15 protein-coding genes are annotated in these 16,839 nt (G+C 67.2%); 3 read left to right on the forward strand and 12 right to left on the reverse strand.

Going from position 1 to position 16,839, the window contains the following annotated elements:
- The 3 genes from L3V85_RS25935 to L3V85_RS25945 all read right to left on the reverse strand — a co-directional run bounded on the left by L3V85_RS25935 (window position 1) and on the right by L3V85_RS25945 (window position 4,028).
- On the reverse strand, window positions 1-1,494 hold the full coding sequence (locus tag L3V85_RS25935; RefSeq protein ID WP_237675543.1) for an efflux transporter outer membrane subunit: 1,494 nt from the start codon (window positions 1,492-1,494) through the stop codon (window positions 1-3).
- Between the two features lie 190 nt (window positions 1,495-1,684).
- Window positions 1,685-2,695: an aldo/keto reductase gene (locus L3V85_RS25940; protein WP_237675544.1), complete on the reverse strand. Its 1,011-nt coding sequence runs from the start codon at window positions 2,693-2,695 to the stop codon at window positions 1,685-1,687.
- Between the two features lie 85 nt (window positions 2,696-2,780).
- A complete protein-coding gene (locus L3V85_RS25945) occupies window positions 2,781-4,028 on the reverse strand; it encodes a plastocyanin/azurin family copper-binding protein (RefSeq protein ID WP_237675545.1) in 1,248 nt (415 codons plus the stop codon).
- Window positions 4,029-4,185: 157 nt separating this feature from the next.
- Between L3V85_RS25945 and L3V85_RS25950 the strand changes: the two genes are divergently transcribed.
- Window positions 4,186-4,761, forward strand: a complete 576-nt coding sequence (locus L3V85_RS25950) for a sigma-70 family RNA polymerase sigma factor (protein WP_237675546.1) — start codon at window positions 4,186-4,188, stop codon at window positions 4,759-4,761.
- Window positions 4,748-5,434 (forward strand): anti-sigma factor family protein, encoded by a 687-nt coding sequence (locus L3V85_RS25955; RefSeq protein WP_237675547.1) that lies wholly within the window; start codon window positions 4,748-4,750, stop codon window positions 5,432-5,434. Before L3V85_RS25950 ends, L3V85_RS25955 begins: the two co-directional genes overlap by 14 nt.
- A gap of 27 nt (window positions 5,435-5,461) precedes the next feature.
- Here the strand turns inward: L3V85_RS25955 and L3V85_RS25960 are convergent, their stop codons facing one another.
- The 7 genes from L3V85_RS25960 to L3V85_RS25990 form a co-directional block, all read right to left on the reverse strand.
- The gene (locus L3V85_RS25960) at window positions 5,462-6,715 is read right to left on the reverse strand and encodes an MFS transporter (protein WP_237675548.1); all 1,254 of its coding nucleotides are present in this window, start codon (window positions 6,713-6,715) and stop codon (window positions 5,462-5,464) included.
- Between the two features lie 130 nt (window positions 6,716-6,845).
- Entirely contained in the window at window positions 6,846-7,538 is a 693-nt protein-coding gene (gene urtE / locus L3V85_RS25965) for an urea ABC transporter ATP-binding subunit UrtE (RefSeq protein ID WP_237675549.1), read from the reverse strand.
- A 195-nt stretch (window positions 7,539-7,733) separates the two neighbouring features.
- Window positions 7,734-8,612, reverse strand: a complete 879-nt coding sequence (urtD, locus tag L3V85_RS25970) for an urea ABC transporter ATP-binding protein UrtD (protein WP_237675550.1) — start codon at window positions 8,610-8,612, stop codon at window positions 7,734-7,736.
- Window positions 8,609-9,826 (reverse strand): urea ABC transporter permease subunit UrtC, encoded by a 1,218-nt coding sequence (gene urtC / locus L3V85_RS25975; RefSeq protein WP_237675551.1) that lies wholly within the window; start codon window positions 9,824-9,826, stop codon window positions 8,609-8,611. Before urtC ends, urtD begins: the two co-directional genes overlap by 4 nt.
- Window positions 9,823-11,370 (reverse strand): urea ABC transporter permease subunit UrtB, encoded by a 1,548-nt coding sequence (urtB, locus tag L3V85_RS25980; protein ID WP_237675552.1) that lies wholly within the window; start codon window positions 11,368-11,370, stop codon window positions 9,823-9,825. Before urtB ends, urtC begins: the two co-directional genes overlap by 4 nt.
- A gap of 183 nt (window positions 11,371-11,553) precedes the next feature.
- Window positions 11,554-12,822, reverse strand: a complete 1,269-nt coding sequence (gene urtA, locus L3V85_RS25985) for an urea ABC transporter substrate-binding protein (RefSeq protein WP_237675553.1) — start codon at window positions 12,820-12,822, stop codon at window positions 11,554-11,556.
- 116 nt (window positions 12,823-12,938) lie between these two features.
- Entirely contained in the window at window positions 12,939-13,259 is a 321-nt protein-coding gene (locus L3V85_RS25990; protein WP_237675554.1) for a nucleotide pyrophosphohydrolase, read from the reverse strand.
- Between the two features lie 316 nt (window positions 13,260-13,575).
- Here L3V85_RS25990 and L3V85_RS25995 point away from each other — a divergent pair, with 316 nt between their 5' ends.
- Complete coding sequence (locus L3V85_RS25995; protein ID WP_237675555.1) at window positions 13,576-14,298, forward strand: hypothetical protein; 723 nt, start codon at window positions 13,576-13,578, stop codon at window positions 14,296-14,298.
- Between the two features lie 70 nt (window positions 14,299-14,368).
- Here the strand turns inward: L3V85_RS25995 and L3V85_RS26000 are convergent, their stop codons facing one another.
- Complete coding sequence (locus tag L3V85_RS26000) at window positions 14,369-15,412, reverse strand: extracellular catalytic domain type 1 short-chain-length polyhydroxyalkanoate depolymerase (protein ID WP_237675556.1); 1,044 nt, start codon at window positions 15,410-15,412, stop codon at window positions 14,369-14,371.
- A gap of 404 nt (window positions 15,413-15,816) precedes the next feature.
- On the reverse strand, window positions 15,817-16,743 hold the full coding sequence (gene ppk2 / locus L3V85_RS26005) for a polyphosphate kinase 2 (RefSeq protein WP_237675557.1): 927 nt from the start codon (window positions 16,741-16,743) through the stop codon (window positions 15,817-15,819).
- Window positions 16,744-16,839: the final 96 nt, after the last annotated feature.

The raw sequence follows: 16,839 nt of genomic DNA on the forward strand, positions 1-16,839 counted from the left end.
TCAATTCCTGGAAGTCTTGTCGGCGCTGGCCACCGCGTCGGCGGCATTCCAGCCGCCACCCGTGGCAGAGATCAGCGAGACGCTGGCGGCGAGCTGCCGGCCCAGCACTTGCGCGGCGGTGCGCTGGTTGGTGAGCGACAGCGTCTGCGCCGTCACCACGCTCAGGTAGGTGGCGGTGCCGGCGCGGTACTGGGCCAGGGCCAGCCGCTCCGCAAGCTGGGAGGCACGCACGGCGTCGGCCTGCAGCGTCGATTCGCCGTCGAGCACGCGCAGCGTGGCCAGGTTGTCTTCCACCTGCTGGAAGCCGCCGAGCACGGTCTGCTTGTATTGCGCGACCGAGGCGTCGTAGGCGGCCACGGCCTGGTCGGTGTGGGCCTTGCGCAGGCCGCCGTCGAACACGGTCTGCGCGAGCGCCGCACCCAGCGACCACACGCGGCTGGGCGTGTTGAACAGCGTGGCTAGGCTGGCCGCGCTGAAGCCGCCGCTGGCGCTCAGCATGATCTGCGGGTAGTAGGCAGCCTTGGCCACGCCGATGTTGGCGTTGGCGGCCTGCACGCGGCGCTCGGCGCCGGCGATGTCGGGCCGGCGTTCGAGCAGTTCCGAAGGCAGGCCGGCGGGCGAGACCGGCAGTTGCACATGCAGCGCCGAGGCCAACGACAGCGACTCGGGCGTCTGCGGCTGGCCGGACGACTCCAGCGGCGGCAGCGAGAACGAGGCCGGTGCCTGCCCGGTCAGCACGGCGATGGCGTGCTCGAGCTGCGCGCGCTGCGCGTCGAGGTCGACCGCCTGCGCCTGCGCGGTCTTGAGCTGGCTTTCGGCCAGTGCCACGTCGGAGCGCAGCACAGTGCCGGCGGCGTACTGGTGCTGCGTGAGTTCGAGCGCCTTGGCATAGGCGGTGGTGGTGCTGGCGTACAGGTCGCGCTCGAGGTCGATGACGCGGATCTGCAGGTAGTCCTGCGCGAGCGTGGTCTGGATGCTCAGGCGCGCGCCGGCCAGGTCGTCGGCACTGGCCTGCTCGCTGGCGGTGCCCGCTTCCACGGAGCGGCGCACCGCGCCCCACAGGTCGGGCTCCCAGCTCGCGCTGAGGCCCAGGGTGTCGGTGGTGCCCAGCTTGACGGTGCCGGTGCTGTTGCTCTGCCCGCGCACGGCGCCGGCATTCACGCCGACGGTCGGGAAGAAGTTGGCGCGCGCGGCGGCGGTGATGGCCTGCGCCTGGCGGTACTGGGCCTCGGCGACGCGGATGTTCTGGTTGGCCGCATTGGCCTTCGCCATCAGATCGCCGAGGGTGCTGTCGCCGTAGGCGTCCCACCAGGGGTGGTCGGCGTCGATGGTCTGGGGGGCGGCGGTTTTCCAGGGGCCGCCGGTTTCCTTGAAGGCGGCCGGCACCTCCATCTGCGGGCGAACATAGTCGGGGCCGACGGCGCAGCCCGCGAGCAGCAGGACGGCCAGCGCGAGGGCCGCGCGCGATAGAGGGGGGGCGTCGGGGAGGACCATGATGGAGGCACTCTAGAAGCCCCCTTCAAACCCCTCGCTGTCGACTAACTGACAGTTCTGACAGTTTCCGTTTGGCTCCCTCCCCCGCTGGGGGAGGGTTGGGGTGGGGGCACGGCGGCGCCCGCCTCGAGCGCTCTGCCTGACCCCATCCCGGCTTTCCCCCAGAAGGGGAAGGAGCAATGCGACGAACTCAGCGCGGCGCGTCGCCTTTGCGATATTCGGCGGTCAGTTCGTCGAGCTTCTGCTTCAGCGCCGGGTCGAGCTTGTATTCGGCGGCCGCCAGCGTCGCATCGAGCTGGTCGGGCCGGCTCGCACCGAGCAGCGGCGCGGTGATCAGCGGATTCGCCATCACCCATGCCACCGCCAGCGTGGCCAGCGGCACGCCGGCTTCGTCCGCCAGCTTGTGCAATTGCGTCACGGTGTTGAAGCTGCGCTCGTTCCAGTAGCGGTCCTGGTACATGTTGCCCGCGGTGCCGAGCGTGAAGCGGGTGTTGTCCTCGGGCTTGGCGCCGGCCTTGTACTTGCCGGTGAGCAGGCCGCCGGCCAGCGGGTTGTAGGGGATCACGCCCAGGCCTTCTTCGCCCGCCAGCGGCAGCAGCTCGCGTTCGATCTCGCGGAACAGCAGGCTGTAGCGCGGCTGCACCGACACATAGCGCGTGAGCTTGTGCAGCTCGGCCTTGCCCAGCGCGCGGGCCAGGCGGTAGGCCAGGAAGTTAGACACGCCCACGTAGCGCGCGCGGCCCGACTTCACGATGACGTCGAGCGCCTCCAGGCTTTCTTCCAGCGGCGTCTCGCGGTCGTCGCTGTGCAGCTGGTACAGGTCGACGTGATCGGTCTGCAGCCGCTTGAGCGAGGCGTCGATGGCGTCCAGCAGGTGCTTGCGCGACGCGCCCTGGTCCCAGCTGTTGGGGCCGACCTTGCCGACCGCCTTGGTCGCGACGACGAAACGGCGGCGGCCCACGGGGCCCTGCTTCTGCAGCCAGCGACCGATGATTTCTTCGGTGCGGCCGGTGGTCTCGACAGTGCCGCCGAGCGGATACACGTCGGCGGTGTCGAGAAAGTTGATGCCGCCTTCGGCCGCCTTGTCGAGGATCTGGTGCGACACGGTCTCGTCGGTCTGCAGGCCGAAGGTCATGGTGCCGAGGGCGAGGCGGGACACGGTCAGGCCCGTGCGGCCGAGTCGCGTGGTAGGAATGCTCATGGGGGTTGGCTCCTGTGATGCGAAAGGGCCGTGCACATGCGCGGCCCGCGCGAGCATCATAGGCACCGCGTCGCCCACGCGCAGATCAAGGCGCAATAACCGTCACGCGTGCCGTCATGTAGGGGTGGACCGAGCAGACGTAGTCGTAAGTGCCTGGCTTGTCGAAGGTGCGCGCGAAGCTCTTGCCGGGCAGCAACAGATCGATGCCGGCGCCTCCGTCCTTGAAGACCAGGCCGTGCGGCGCGCCGTCGTCGTTCTGCCAGTTCACGCGCTGGCCGGCCTTGACGGTGATCTGCGCGGGCTCGAAGGCGAAGTTGCGGATGGTCACGTGGCTGGAGCCGCCCACGTGTTCGGCGCCGGTGGTGGCAGCGACGCGCTGCACGGCGATCTTGCGCGGCGCGTTGCCGACCGCCACCGTATGCATCGCGCCGCCGGCCAGGTCGACCACGCTCACGTCGTTGGAGCCCTCGTTGCTCACCCACAGCTTCCTGCCGTCGGCCGACAGGTCGAGCCAGTGCGGCTGCTTGCCCACGCCGATGCTGCGCACCGAGGTGCGCGCGGCCGGGTCGAACAGCATGACCTCGCCCGGCCCCGGCACCACCACCACGCCGCTGGCCATGCCCGCGAAATGCTGCGCGATGTGCGGCGACACGCCCGTGGGCACCGGCGCGCCCCACTGGTTGGTGGTCGCGTCGAGCACCTGCACCGCGGGCACGCCGGCCAGCGTGAGGTAGAGCGCCTTGCCGTCGGGGTCGAACTCCAGGTCGCGCGGCGGCTTGTCCAGCGGGATCTGCGTGACCACGGCGCGCGTCGCCATGTCGATGACCACCACCGCGAAGTGCCCCGGCTCCTGCGAGGCCACGTAGGCTTGGCGGCCGTCGGGGCGGATGGCGATGGTGTGCGGCTTGGGCACCGGCACGGTGGCGCTCACGCCATGCGCCGAGGTGTCGACGAAGGCCACGCGGTCGTCGCCATTCACAGCCACCAGCAGCCACTTGCCGTCGGCGGTCATGGCCAGGCCTTGCGGGCCCTTGCCGACGTCGATGGCGCGCGTGACCCGGTCGCTCGTGGCGTCGATCTCGCTCACGGCCGAGGCGCTGGAGCCGCTCACGAACACGCTGCGCCCGTCGGGCGTGAGAACGATGCCGTCGGGCCCCGCCGCCACGGGCAGCGTGGCCACCACGCGCTCGGAGGCGGTGTCGATCACGCTGACCGTGCTGTCCTTGAAATTGCCGACATAGGCCTTGGGACCGGCGGCGAGCGCGGGGCCGGCCGAGGCTGCCAGAGCCGCAAGGACGACGAGGATGCGTGCGAAGCGCGGTATGACGATCATGGTGAGAACCTCCTGGGCAAGAAGCGGCAAGAAATGAAAACGGGCAGAGAATCCGCAAGGGGCATGACGCATGGCATGCCCCGCTTATTCCAGCCCTGACGCAAAAAAAGCTGGAATAAAGCGCCGGGCTGCCACGTCATGCAGGAAGAAGGAGCCCTTGAGCCTGTCGACCGACCGCACACGCCAGTTCGAAGCCGCCGCGCTGCCGCATCTCGATGCGGCATGGAATCTCGCGCGCTGGCTGCTGCGCGACGACCAGCTGGCCGACGACGCGGTGCAGGAGGCGTACCTGCGCGCGTTCCGGTTCTTCGACGGCTTGCGCGGCGAGAGCGCGCGGCCGTGGCTGCTGGGCATCGTGCGCAACGCCTGCTACGACTGGATGCGGCAGAACCGGCAATTGGCCGACCAGGTGGAGTTCGACGAGCTGCGCGACAGCGAGGCGGCCTCGGCGCCCTCCTCGCCCGAGGCGGGCGATCCGGCGCGGCAATGGGAGCGGCGGGTGCAGGGCGAGCGCGTCAATGCCGCCATCGACGCGCTGCCGCCGGTGTACCGCGAAGTGATCGTGCTGCGGGAGCTGGAAGAGATGCGCTACGAGGACATCGCGCGCATCGCGGGCGTGCCGCTGGGCACCGTCATGTCGCGGCTGTCGCGCGCGCGGGCGATGCTGCGCGAGAGCCTGCGCGACGAACGTCCCGGCGAAACGGGAGGAAGGGCACAGCATGTCAATGTCTGACGAAGAACTGGGAACACTGATACGGCGCCATGCCGCGCGGCACTCGCCGCCCGAAGGGCTGGCGGAGCGCATCGGGCGCGCGGTGCGTGCCGAGGCAGTGGTCGTGCCCGCGCCTGCCCCGGTGCCTCGGAGGCGCGGCGTGTGGCAGGGGCTGGCATGGTTCGGAACCGGCGCGGCGACGGCCTGGGGCCTGGCGCTGGTGCTGCTGGCAACGCCGGTGCCGCCCGTGGATGCGCTTGCCGAAGGCGTCACCGCGAACCATGTGCGCTCGCTGATGGCCTCGCACCTGGCCGACGTGGCGTCGTCCGACCAGCACACGGTGAAGCCGTGGTTCGCCGGCAAGCTGGACTTTTCGCCGCCGGTGGTCGACCTGGCCGCGGAGGGTTTTCCGCTGACGGGCGGGCGGCTCGACTACCTGGATGGCCGCACGGTGGCGGCGCTGGTCTACCGCTCGGGGCCGCATGTCATCAACCTGTTCGTCTGGCCGGCCGCTTCGGACGCCAGCGTGCAGGCTGCGCCGGTGCTGTCGACGCGCCAGGGCTACCAGCTGGTGCATTGGACCCAGGGCGGCATGCAGGCCTGGGCGGTGTCGGACCTCAATGCGGCCGAGCTGCGGAACTTTGCGGGGCTGCTGCGCGAGCGCACCGCGTCTCCACCGCCGCCCGCCAGGTAGCGGACCGCAGCGGCAGCAACAAGCAACTCAGCAGGCGATGGCCGTCGCCTGCTGCCGCGCATCGGCGCGGGCGCTTGCAATCGCCCAGCCGAACACGCCCATGCCCGCCAGCGCGAGCAGCGCGCCGACCCAGCCGGTCGAGGTCCAGCCCAGGCCGGCCGCGATGGCCACGCCGCCGAGCCATGCGCCGAGCGCATTGGCCATGTTGAAGGCCGAGTGGTTGAGCGCGGCCGCCAGCGTCTGCGCGTCGCCGGCCACGTCCATCAGGCGGATCTGCAGCGCCGGGCCGATGGCCACGGTGGTGCCGATGAGGAACACGTTGATCGACGCGGTCACCATGTTGTGGGCCGCGAAGGTGAACATCGCGAGCACCAGCGCCGCGTAGACCAGCAGGCCGCCGATGGTGCGCATGAGCGACTTGTCGGCCAGCCGCGAGCCCACGAGGTTGCCCATGACCATGCCCAGGCCGAACAACGCCAGCACGAAGGGCACGCCGCCCAGCGGCATGCCGGCCACCTCGATCAGCGTGGGCTTGATGTAGCTGAACACCGCGAACATGCCGCCGAAGCCGATGGCGCCGATGCCCAGCGTGAACCACACCTGCTTGCGCTTGAGCGCGCCGAGTTCGCGCCATGGGCTGGCGCCTGCGGCAGGGGCCATGTCGGGGATGTCGCGGCGAAGCAGCGCGATGGCCACCAGCGCGATGACGCCGACGAAGACGAAGGCCGCGCGCCAGCCGAAGATCTGGCCCAGCCACGCCGCGATGGGCACGCCGACCAGCGTGGCGCCGGTGAGCCCCAGCATGACGAGCCCCACGGCCCGCGCGCGGCGACCCGGCGGTGCGAGCGTGGCGGCCACCAGCGCGGCCACGCCGAAGTAGGTGCCGTGCGGCAGCCCGGCTGCAAAGCGCAGCAGGTTCAGCAGCAGGTAGTTGGGCGCGGCGGCGCTGGCGAAGTTGCCGGCCGCGAACACGGCCATGAGCGCGATCAGTAGGGCGCGGCGGCGCCAGCCGGCGGCAAGCACCGCGAGCACCGGCGCGCCGATGACCACGCCGAGCGCATAGGCGCTGATGACATGGCCGGCCTGGGGAATGCTCACGCCGATGTCCTTGGCGACTTCGGGCAGCAGGCCCATGATGACGAATTCACCCGTGCCGATGGCGAAGCCGCCGACGCCCAGCGCGAGCACCGCGCGCAGGAAGTTGGCGGGTTTGCCGGAAGGCAGGGAAAAGGAAGAAATGTCGGTAGCCGCGCTGTCCGGCGCGGGTGGGGAGGCGTTCAAGGCCAGGCTCCTGGGAGGTGCCCGGCGGCAGCGGGCAAAGCGCGATTTTAGGGTTAACCCTGAAATTACGCCGATACGCAATTGCCGAAGGCCTTGTACTTGCAGGGCTGGACGGCCCTCGTGGAGGGGCTCAGATGGCCACCAACTGGCGCACGCCTTGCGCTTCCATGTCCTTGCCGAGGCCGCGCGCGATGATTTCGCCACGCTCCATCACGAGGTAGTCGTCGGCCAGTTCCTGGGCGAAGTCGTAATACTGTTCGCACAACACGATGGCCATGTCGCCGCGGTCGGCCAGCATGCGGATGACGCGGCCGATGTCCTTGATGATGCTGGGCTGGATGCCTTCGGTGGGCTCGTCGAGGATGAGCAGCCTGGGCTTGGGGGCCAGGGCGCGCGCGATGGCCAGCTGCTGCTGCTGACCGCCGGAGAGGTCGCCGCCTCGTCGGCTGATCATCTGCTTGAGCACGGGGAAGAGCTCGTACAGTTCCGGCGGAATGGGGGTGCTGCCGCTCTTGTAGGCCAGGCCCATGCGCAGGTTTTCTTCCACGGTGAGCCGGGCGAAGATCTCGCGGCCCTGGGGGACGAATCCGATGCCTGCCCTGGCCCTGTCGTAGGGGGTGGCCTTGTGGATGGGCTTGCCTTCGAGTTCGATGCTGCCGCTCTTGATGGGCACGAGGCCCATGAGCGACTTGAGCAGCGTGGTCTTGCCTACGCCGTTGCGGCCGAGCAGCACGGTGACTTTGCCCAGCTTGGCTTCGAAGCTCACGTCTCTGAGGATGTGGGAGCCGCCGTAGTACTGGTGGATGTTTTTGACTGTCAGCATTTTTTGGGCTCCTTCCTGGTTTCGTTTGGAGGGCGCCCGGTACGCGGCACGGCGCGGTCGGCCCGCCCACACCGCGCCGCATACCGGGCGCTTGTCGTGACGTGGATGCCGTCTGCCCTCACCCCAGCCCTCTCCCAGAGGGAGAGGGAGCAAGTCAGGGGATGCGCCATCGCTCCGACCGCGGCGACGGGAGCTTCAGCGACCAAGATAAACCTCGATCACGCGCTCGTCGGCCTGCACTTCATCGAGCGTGCCTTGAGCCAGCACGGAGCCGTCGCACAGCACGGTGACGATTTCCGAGATGGTGCGGATGAAGCTCATGTCGTGCTCCACCACCATCAGCGAATGCTTGCCTTTGAGCGTGAGGAACAGCTCGGCGGTGCGCGCGGTTTCCTCGTCGGTCATGCCGGCCACGGGCTCGTCGAGCAGCAGCAGCTTCGGGTCCTGCATCAGCAACATGCCGATTTCCAGCCACTGTTTCTGGCCGTGGCTCAGGTTACCGGCCAGGCGCGAGACGCTGTCGGCCAGGTGGATGGTCTCGAGCACCTCGGCCAGGCGGTCGCTCTGCGCCGAATCGAGCTTGAAGAGCATCGAGGCACGCACGCCTTTGTTGGTCTTGAGCGCCAGCTCGAGGTTCTCGAACACGGTCAGGTGCTCGAACACCGTCGGCTTCTGGAACTTGCGGCCGATGCCAAGCTGCGCGATGTCGGCCTCGCGGTGGCGCAGCAGGTCGATGGTGCTGCCGAAGAACACGGTGCCCGAATCGGGCCTCGTCTTGCCGGTGATGATGTCCATCATCGTCGTCTTGCCCGCGCCGTTGGGGCCGATGATGCAGCGCAGCTCGCCGGGCGCGATGTCCAGCGACAGCTTGTTGATGGCCTTGAAGCCGTCGAAGCTCACGCTCACGTCTTCCAGGTAGAGGATGCGACCGTGCGTGACGTCGACCTCTCCGGGCGTGACATGGCGGCCGAAGTCGGCTGCGCGGCCACCAGACTCGGTGCTGCCGCTGGCATAGGGGATTCCGCTGGCGCGGGCGACGCGCTCGGCGCCGGCTTCCATCAGGTCGGGCGTCATGCGCGTGCTCCCTTCGCGTCGACCGGCAACGACGCCAATGCGTCGGGCTCCACGCCCTGCTCCGTCGCCACGGCGCGCCGCGCCTCCTGCACCGCTTCAGCGGGCGCGGCCTTCTTCTCGCGCGACAACCACTTGCGCACCAGCCCCACGATGCCGTTCGGCAGGAACAGCGTGACGGCGATGAACAAGGCCCCCAGGAAGTACAGCCAGTATTCCGGATAGGCCACAGTGAGCCAGCTCTTCGCGCCGTTGACGATGAAGGCGCCGATGATCGGCCCGATCAGCGTGGCGCGCCCGCCCACCGCCGCCCAGATGGCGATCTCGATGGAGTTGGCCGCGCTCATCTCGCCCGGGTTGATGATGCCGACCTGCGGCACGTAGAGCGCGCCGGCCACACCGCACATGACGGCGGAGATGACCCAGATCGTGAGCTTGTACGGCAGCGGGTTGTAGCCCGAGAACATCACGCGCGTTTCGGCATCGCGAATGGCCTGCAGCACGCGGCCGAACTTGCTGCCGATGAGCCACTTCGCGAACAGGAAGAAGCCCAGCAGCGTGGCGCCGGTGAGCGCGAAGAGCGTCATGCGCATTTCCTGCGTGGCGATCGGGATGCCCAGGATGCGCTTGAAGTCGGTAAAGCCGTTGTTGCCGCCGAAGCCCGTCTCGTTGCGGAAGAACAGAAGCATGGCCGCGAAGGTCATGGCCTGCGTGATGATCGAGAAATACACGCCCTTGATGCGCGAGCGGAAGGCGAAGAAGCCGAACACGAAGGCGATGAGGCCCGGCACCGCGACGATCAATATCAGCGTGGCGATGAAGCTGTCGCTGAAGGTCCAGTGCCAGGGTAGCGTCTTCCAGTCGAGGAACACCATGAAGTCGGGCAGGTCGCTCTTGTAGTTGCCGTCGCGGCCGATCTGGCGCATGAGGTACATGCCCATCATGTAGCCGCCCAGCGCGAAGAACAGGCCATGGCCCAGCGACAGGATGCCGGTGTAGCCCCAGATCAGGTCCATGGCCAGCGCGCAGATGGCGTAGCACATGATCTTGCCGACCAGCGCCACCGCGTAGTCGCTCATGTGCAGCGGGCTGTCCACCGGCACCCACATGTTGAGAGCGGGCGCCACGGCGCACACCACGATGAGCGCGACGAAGAAGGCCGTCCAGCCCTTGCCGCTCAGCAGCGGCCCCTTGGTTGGCAACGTGACCTTGCTCATGCTTCCGCGCTCCGGCCCTTCATCGCGAAGATGCCCTGTGGTCTCTTCTGGATGAAGATGATGATGAAAACGAGCACCGCGATCTTCGCGAGCACCGCGCCCGCCCAGCCTTCGATGAACTTGTTGAGAATGCCCAGCCCCAGCGCCGCGTACACGGTGCCCGCGAGCTGGCCGACGCCGCCCATCACGACCACCATGAAGCTGTCGACGATGTAGCTCTGGCCCAGGTCGGGGCCGACGTTGCCGATCTGGCTCAGGGCGCAGCCTGCGAGACCGGCAATGCCCGAGCCGAGCGCGAAGGCGTAGGTGTCGATGCGCGCGGTGTTCACGCCCATGCAGGAGGCGATCGGCCGGTTCTGCGTGACGCCGCGCACGAACAGGCCCAGGCGCGTGCGGCCGATGAGCCAGCCCATGGCCAGCAGCACCAGCGCCGCGAAGATGATGATGCAGATGCGGTTCCACGGCAGCGTGACGTTGCTCAGCATGGTGAAGCCGCCGCTCATCCATCCGGGGTTCTCGACGCCGACGTTCTGCGCGCCGAACAGCGAGCGCACCAGCTGCTGCAGCATCAGGCTGATGCCCCAGGTGGCCAGCAGCGTCTCGAGCGGACGGCCGTAGAGGAAGCGGATCACGCCGCGCTCCAGCACCGCGCCCACGAGCGCCGATGCCATGAACGACACGGGAATCGCGGCGACCAGATACCAACCGAAGGCCGCCTCGGGCATGTACTTCTGGAAGATGCCCTGCATCACGTAGGTGGCGTAGGCGCCGATCATCATCAGCTCGCCGTGCGCCATGTTGATCACGCCCATCAGCCCGTAGGTGATGGCCAGGCCCAGCGCGGCCAGCAGCAGCACCGAGCCCAGGCTGACGCCGCTGAACACGGCGTTGATGCGGTCGCCCCAGACCAGCGCGCCGTCGATGCTGGCAATGGACGTGACGATGGCGGCCTTGACGTCGGCATCGGTCTCGTCGGCCAGGCGCTGGTTGAGCAGCAGCTTGGTGTCGGGGTTTCGGTTGTTGCCCAGCTCCTTGGCGGCAGCCAGGCGCTTGGCCTTGTCGGCGCTGCCCAGCATGCTGGCGGCGCGCACCAGTTCGAGCTGGGCCTTGATCTTCGGGTTGGTCTCGGCGGCCAGCGCCTTCTCGACCATGGGAATGCGCGATTCGTCGGGCTCCTTGAAGAGCGCCTGCGCGGCCTCGGCGCGCACCGCGTCGTCCTTGCTCGAGAGCTTGAGCGCGGCCTGCGCGGCGTCGAGCGCGCCGCGCATGAGGTTGTTGTTGACGACGTCTTCCGCTGTGTCGGGCACCTTCAGCTCGGCGCCGGTGACCGGGTCGTAGCCCTTGTCGTCCTTCATCACGAAGACCTTGTCTTCGGTGTACTTGACCGCGTCGTCGGACATGGCCTGGATGAAGGCGGCGGTCTTGTCGTCGGCCGTGAGCACGGCCTTGTTGAGCGCGGCGATGCGGGCTTCGGAGTCGCCGGAGGCGATGGCCCGGGCTTCGTCGGCGGTCAGCGCGTGGGCGGCCGATGCCATGAGGAGCATGGCGGCGAGTGCGCTGTGGAGGGTTCGTCGAAGCATCATGAAACTGGAAGTTGGGTTGGCTCCCTCCCCTTCCGGGGGAGGGTTGGGGTGGGGGCACGCGGCGCCTGAACAAGCGCGGTGCTCGAATCGACCGCCGTCAGCCCCCACCCCTGCCCTCCCCCGGCGGGGGAGGGAGAAACACACTTACATCGACTTGCCGGCGGGGTAGTCCGGCTTCTTGTCGTTGCCTTCGATATACGGGCTCCAGGGCTTGGCCTTCACAGGACCCGGCGTCTTCCACACCACGTTGAACTGCCCGTCGGCCTTGATCTCGCCGATGAACACGCTCTTGTGCAGGTGGTGGTTCTTTTCGTCCATCTTCGAGACGATGCCCGAGGGTGCCGTGAAGGTCTGGCCGGCCATGGCGGCGATCACCTTGTCGGTGTCGGTCGACTTGGCCTTCTCCACGGCCTGCTTCCACATGTGGATGCCGATCCAGGTGGCTTCCATCGGGTCGTTGGTCAGCGGCTTGTCCATGTGGCCGGGGATCTTCTTGGCCTTGGCGTATTCGCTCCACTCCTTGATGAACGCCGTGTTGGTCGGGTTCTTCAGGCTCATGAAGTAGTTCCAGGCGGCCAGGTGGCCGACCAGCGGCTTGGTGTCCACGCCGCGCAGTTCTTCCTCGCCCACCGAGAAGGCGACCACCGGCACGTCCTTGGCCTTCAGGCCGGCGTTGCCCAGTTCCTTGTAGAAGGGCACGTTGGAGTCGCCGTTGATGGTCGACACCACGGCCGTCTTGCCGCCGGCCGAGAACTTCTTGATGTCGGCGACGATGGTCTGGTAGTCGCTGTGGCCGAAGGGGGTGTACTTCTCGTCGATGTCGCTTTCCTTCACGCCCTTGCTCTTGAGGTAGGCGCGCAGGATCTTGTTGGTGGTGCGGGGGTAGACGTAGTCGGTGCCCAGCAGCACCCAGCGCTTGGCGCCGCCGCCTTCCTTGCTCATGAGGTAGTCGACGGCCGGAATGGCCTGCTGGTTGGGCGCAGCGCCCGTGTAGAACACGTTCTTCGAGAGTTCTTCACCCTCGTACTGCACGGGGTAGAACAGCAGGCCGTTCATTTCCTCGACCACCGGCAGCACCGACTTGCGCGACACCGAGGTCCAGCAGCCGAAGATCACCGAGACCTTGTCCTGCCCGAGCAGCTGCTTGGTCTTTTCGGCGAACAGGGGCCAGTTGGAGGCGGGGTCGACCACCACGGGCTCGAGCTGCTTGCCCAGCACGCCGCCCTTCTTGTTGATGTCGTCGATGGCCATCAGCACCGTGTCTTTCAGCACGGTTTCGGAAATGGCCATCGTGCCCGACAGCGAGTGCAGCACGCCGACCTTGATGGTGTCGGCAGCGAATGCGGGCGCAGCAGAAATGCTGGCCAACAGGGCGGCGGCGGTGAGCGCCTTGAGTGTGAAACGACGTTGCATGTGGACTCCTGCTCCGGGGTTGGTTGAACCTGTCGACAGCGCTTGGCTGGCGTGGAGAGGAGTCTGCGGAATGCACCAGGAAGGTGAAATACGCCGGGTGGCGTACACGGAGGTACTCAGGCCGGCGGCGCGGGGTACTTCCGGGCGTTGACCAGCATCTTGCCGCGCGCCGCCTCGATCACGTCGATGCCGAGCTTGTCCGCGAGCTGCAGCAGGTAGAGCAGGACGTCGGCGATCTCGGTGCCGATCTCGGCGCGCTTGTCCGCCGGCAGGTTGCGGCTCTGGGCCTCGGTGAGCCACTGGAAGTGCTCGAGCAGTTCGGCGGCCTCCACGGAAAGAGCCGAGGCGAGGTTCTTGGGGGAGTGGAATTCCTCCCAGTTACGGGCGCTCGCGAATTCGCGCAGGGCTTGAGTCAGCTGTTGCAAGTCGGTGTTCACGAAGTTCCTTGGGCGAAAGGCAAGTGTGGCACGGGTGTACATCATGCCCATGATGGGTATTGAAATGCCCCAAATGGATAAGTCACCAGCATCTCCTGTGCACGCGGCGAAGCCGGTTGGTCTCGCGGCTGCCTTCTTCCCGGCTACATGGAGCGGCGCCAATCCATGAAGAGTTATGCGGCATCGTTCACAAGACCTTCGGGCTCGCTAGACCGATGTTCGAGGCGCTGGCGCCGCTGGTGGGCAGAATCCAAACCGCGTTCAGCGCACGTGCGTGGGGCACTACACCCTACCTTTTGATAGAAAAAGCGAATCAATGAAAAGCATGATGGGGAGAGATTCAATGCGCAGGCAATGGATTTGGGTAGCAGTTCTTCTGATGTCTCAGGTTGCGTGCAGCCAGTCAGGTACAGAGACGTTGTCCAAGGCGTACACAAGCTTTCCAAAAGCGATCGACCCTCAATGTCGCAATGGAAAGGCCCGCATCTTTGATGAGTGCGGCGATCAGCCAACCCTCTTTACGACAGCCCTTGCTCGGGCCAACAGTGAGGGCAAGGTCTTGCTCGTGGAATATGGTGCCGAGTGGTGTATTTGGTGTCACGTGTTCGACGCGCATATCAATGGCGGGCACGGGGAGTTTCGCTATACCTATGGCATGCCTCAGGATCCAGAAGTCCGGCATACGCAAAAGATGCTAGAGGAAGAATCGGGCGTCGAAAGTGTCCAGGCAAAAACACTCCGCGACTTTGTTGCCGCCAATTTCGTGGTCGTTCGCATTGACGCGCAATACGCACCCAATGGGAAGGCGGTGCTTACAGAAACTGGCGCGAGGAAGCACTATTCTGGCGGCCTTCCATTCATATTCACTGTCGATGGGAGAGCGAAATTCGCTGCCAACTTCAACCACGATACGGCCGAGAAGCGCCGTGATACGGAGGTGAATTGGTATCGAGGCTATGACCGAACAGATCTGCTCCAACAACTCACGCTCATGCGTGATCGTGCCAAGGCGGGTACAGCGACTGGTACTGGTAGCTAATGCCGTGTACCACTCTGTTCGCCCCAAGCTCAACAAGAGTTGAGCAGCCGCCCGCCTTCCGCAGGGCTGCTCAGGCCTTGTCCGCAAGCTTGAACTGCGCGGTCGCGAAGGCCCAGGTCATGCGCGTGGCGTCGGGGCCGGACGGGTCGCTGAACAGCAGTTTCGATGCACCGCCGCTCCATGAATGGCCCAGCCCCGAGATCTCGCACAGCGTGACGAGGGTGCGGCCCTTGCGCTTGAAGTCGGTCACGCGCATCAGCCGCCGCTTGCCGCGCTGCAGGTCGCGCGGCAGGCCCGGGCGCGCGCCCATGGCGGTGGCCCACACAGCCGCGCTGCTGACGGCATTGCTGGGCGCGACCACGGCGTCGGCGTCGCCATGCAGCACCAGCATCGGCGGCAGGGTGGTGAAGACGGCGGCGGCGCCCATCGCCTTGCCCACGGCCGTCACCGGCATGGGCGGCACGTTCTGCCCGCGCATCGCGCCGAGCGCGGTGGCCGACGACTTGGCGGCTCCGGGCGCGACGCCCGAATGCATGACGACGGCGCGAAAGCGGTTCGGGTAGCGCGTGGCGACCAGCGCCGCCATGCTGGCACCGGCCGACAGGCCGGCCAGCGCCACGCGGTCGCGGTCCACCGGGTAGAGCATGCAGGCCTGGTCGACGGCGGCCATCAGCGTCGCGGCCTCGGCGTCGGCCTTGCCGGAACGGCGCTCGTACCAGTTCCAGCACCCCTGGGGGTGGGCCAGCCGGTCTTGCTCTGGATAGAGGACCAGGAAGCGCTGGCGCACGGCCAGCGCGTTCATGCGCGTGCTGGCCGCGAAGTCACGCCCCGTCTGGCCGCAGCCGTGCAGCATGACCATGAGCGGCAGCTTCTCCCCGGGCGCAAGCTGCAGCCCCGCTGGCCGGAACAAGTGATAGCCCCGCGCCCCGCCCGCCCCCACCGCCACGCCGCTGAGCCAGTCGCCCCGGCCCGGCGGCGGCTTGAGCCGCTTGGCGGTCGCGCGCTGCACCTGCCCCGCCACGCGCTTGCTGTTGCTCAGCGTGAGCCGGGTCAGCGCCTTGAGGTTGCGCTCGTAAGCGCGGGCGAAAACGGAAGCGGTGGAACGACGGGCCATGGCGCAGTGTGAAGGCAAAGCCCTCTAGAACCAACAGCGGCCCCTTCCAGAAACACCGCGGAACCGGCTCCGCCGGGCCGCAGGTGTTGCCCCCTGCAAGGGGGAAGGAGAAGCGACACGAAGTGCGCGAAGCCTGGGGGTAGGGCCTGTTCACCCTATTCAAGGGGTCGCGTTGCTGCGCAAAGGGGCTGGGTGCAAGGCGCCCGCGCGCAGCAAGGCTGGTGCCTTGCAAGTGCGGGCAACGCCGCAGACAGTCCCTTTGCGCAGCAACCCGAAGGGAAGCCCGCCACAGCCCGCCCCTGGGCGTTGCGCTCCTTGGGCGTGTGCACACACGCACTGCGTCGCGCGCCTTCAGGGGCGGGCTGTGGCGAGCTTCGCGACCCCTTGAATAGGGTGAACAGGCCCTAGTAAATCTCCGGGACGATCATGCTGGCGGGCACCGGCTGGCGCAGGTAGTCCGCATGGCGCTCGCGCTCGGGCAGCTCGACCGGCGGGTGCGGCACTTCCTTGTAGGGCATCTGGCCGAGCAGGTGGCTGATGCAGTTCAGGCGCGCCTTCTTCTTGTCGACGGCCTGCACCACCCACCACGGCGCCTCGGCAATGTGGGTGCGCTCCAGCATGATTTCCTTCGCCTTGGTGTATTCCTCCCAGCGGCGGCGGCTTTCCAGGTCCATGGGGCTCAGCTTCCATTGCTTGAGCGGGTCATGGATGCGGCCGAGGAAGCGCATGTGCTGCTCGTCGTCGGTGATGGAGAACCAGTACTTGATGAGCTTGATGCCCGAGCGCACGAGCATCTTCTCGAACTCGGGCACGGTGCGGAAGAACTCCTCGTACTCGTCGTCGGTGCAGAAACCCATGACGCGCTCGACGCCGGCGCGGTTGTACCAGCTGCGGTCGAACAGCACCATTTCGCCGGCTGCCGGCAGGTGCGCGGCATATCGCTGGAAGTACCACTGGGTGCGCTCGCGGTCGTTGGGCGCCGGCAGCGCGGCCACGCGGGCCACGCGCGGGTTCAGTCGCTGGGTGATGCGCTTGATGACGCCGCCCTTGCCGGCCGCGTCGCGGCCTTCGAACAGGATGACTACTTTCTGCTTGCTGTGCTGCACCCAGTCCTGCAGCTTGACCAGCTCGCCCTGCAGGCGGAACAGTTCCTTGAAATAGGCCTGCCGGGCTGCCTTGTCGGTGGCGGCGCTGGTGCCGGCCGTGGGGTCGAGGCCATCGATGTTGCGGTCCTCGATCTCCAGTTCCAGCTCTTCGTCGTAGCTGTCGATCAGGTCGCGGGCGATGCGTTGCATCAGTTCTTCGTGGTCGGGAAGTGCGCTCGTCAGCATGATGGGAAGAAGGAGTGTCAGGGGACGGAAAAAGCATGCTGCCCACCCTATGTGACGACTGCGTGACGCTTTACAGGCCTCTGACACGCCGTTGTC

It is taken from the genome of Variovorax paradoxus (assembly GCF_022009635.1).
Lineage (GTDB): Bacteria > Pseudomonadota > Gammaproteobacteria > Burkholderiales > Burkholderiaceae_C > Variovorax.

What these genes read in the sequence shown, in the direction of transcription:
- urtB (WP_237675552.1), bottom strand. Translation starts at nt 11,370, where the DNA reads ATGCTCCTCATGGCATCGGCCGCCCACGCGCTGACCGCCGACGAAGCC.
- urtE (WP_237675549.1), bottom strand. Translation starts at nt 7,538, where the DNA reads ATGCTGACAGTCAAAAACATCCACCAGTACTACGGCGGCTCCCACATC.
- L3V85_RS25935 (WP_237675543.1), bottom strand. Translation starts at nt 1,494, where the DNA reads ATGGTCCTCCCCGACGCCCCCCCTCTATCGCGCGCGGCCCTCGCGCTG.
- urtA (WP_237675553.1), bottom strand. Translation starts at nt 12,822, where the DNA reads ATGCAACGTCGTTTCACACTCAAGGCGCTCACCGCCGCCGCCCTGTTG.
- L3V85_RS25945 (WP_237675545.1), bottom strand. Translation starts at nt 4,028, where the DNA reads ATGATCGTCATACCGCGCTTCGCACGCATCCTCGTCGTCCTTGCGGCT.
- L3V85_RS25995 (WP_237675555.1), top strand. Translation starts at nt 13,576, where the DNA reads ATGAAAAGCATGATGGGGAGAGATTCAATGCGCAGGCAATGGATTTGG.
- L3V85_RS25955 (WP_237675547.1), top strand. Translation starts at nt 4,748, where the DNA reads ATGTCAATGTCTGACGAAGAACTGGGAACACTGATACGGCGCCATGCC.
- urtC (WP_237675551.1), bottom strand. Translation starts at nt 9,826, where the DNA reads ATGAGCAAGGTCACGTTGCCAACCAAGGGGCCGCTGCTGAGCGGCAAG.
- L3V85_RS26000 (WP_237675556.1), bottom strand. Translation starts at nt 15,412, where the DNA reads ATGGCCCGTCGTTCCACCGCTTCCGTTTTCGCCCGCGCTTACGAGCGC.
- L3V85_RS25940 (WP_237675544.1), bottom strand. Translation starts at nt 2,695, where the DNA reads ATGAGCATTCCTACCACGCGACTCGGCCGCACGGGCCTGACCGTGTCC.
- urtD (WP_237675550.1), bottom strand. Translation starts at nt 8,612, where the DNA reads ATGACGCCCGACCTGATGGAAGCCGGCGCCGAGCGCGTCGCCCGCGCC.
- ppk2 (WP_237675557.1), bottom strand. Translation starts at nt 16,743, where the DNA reads ATGCTGACGAGCGCACTTCCCGACCACGAAGAACTGATGCAACGCATC.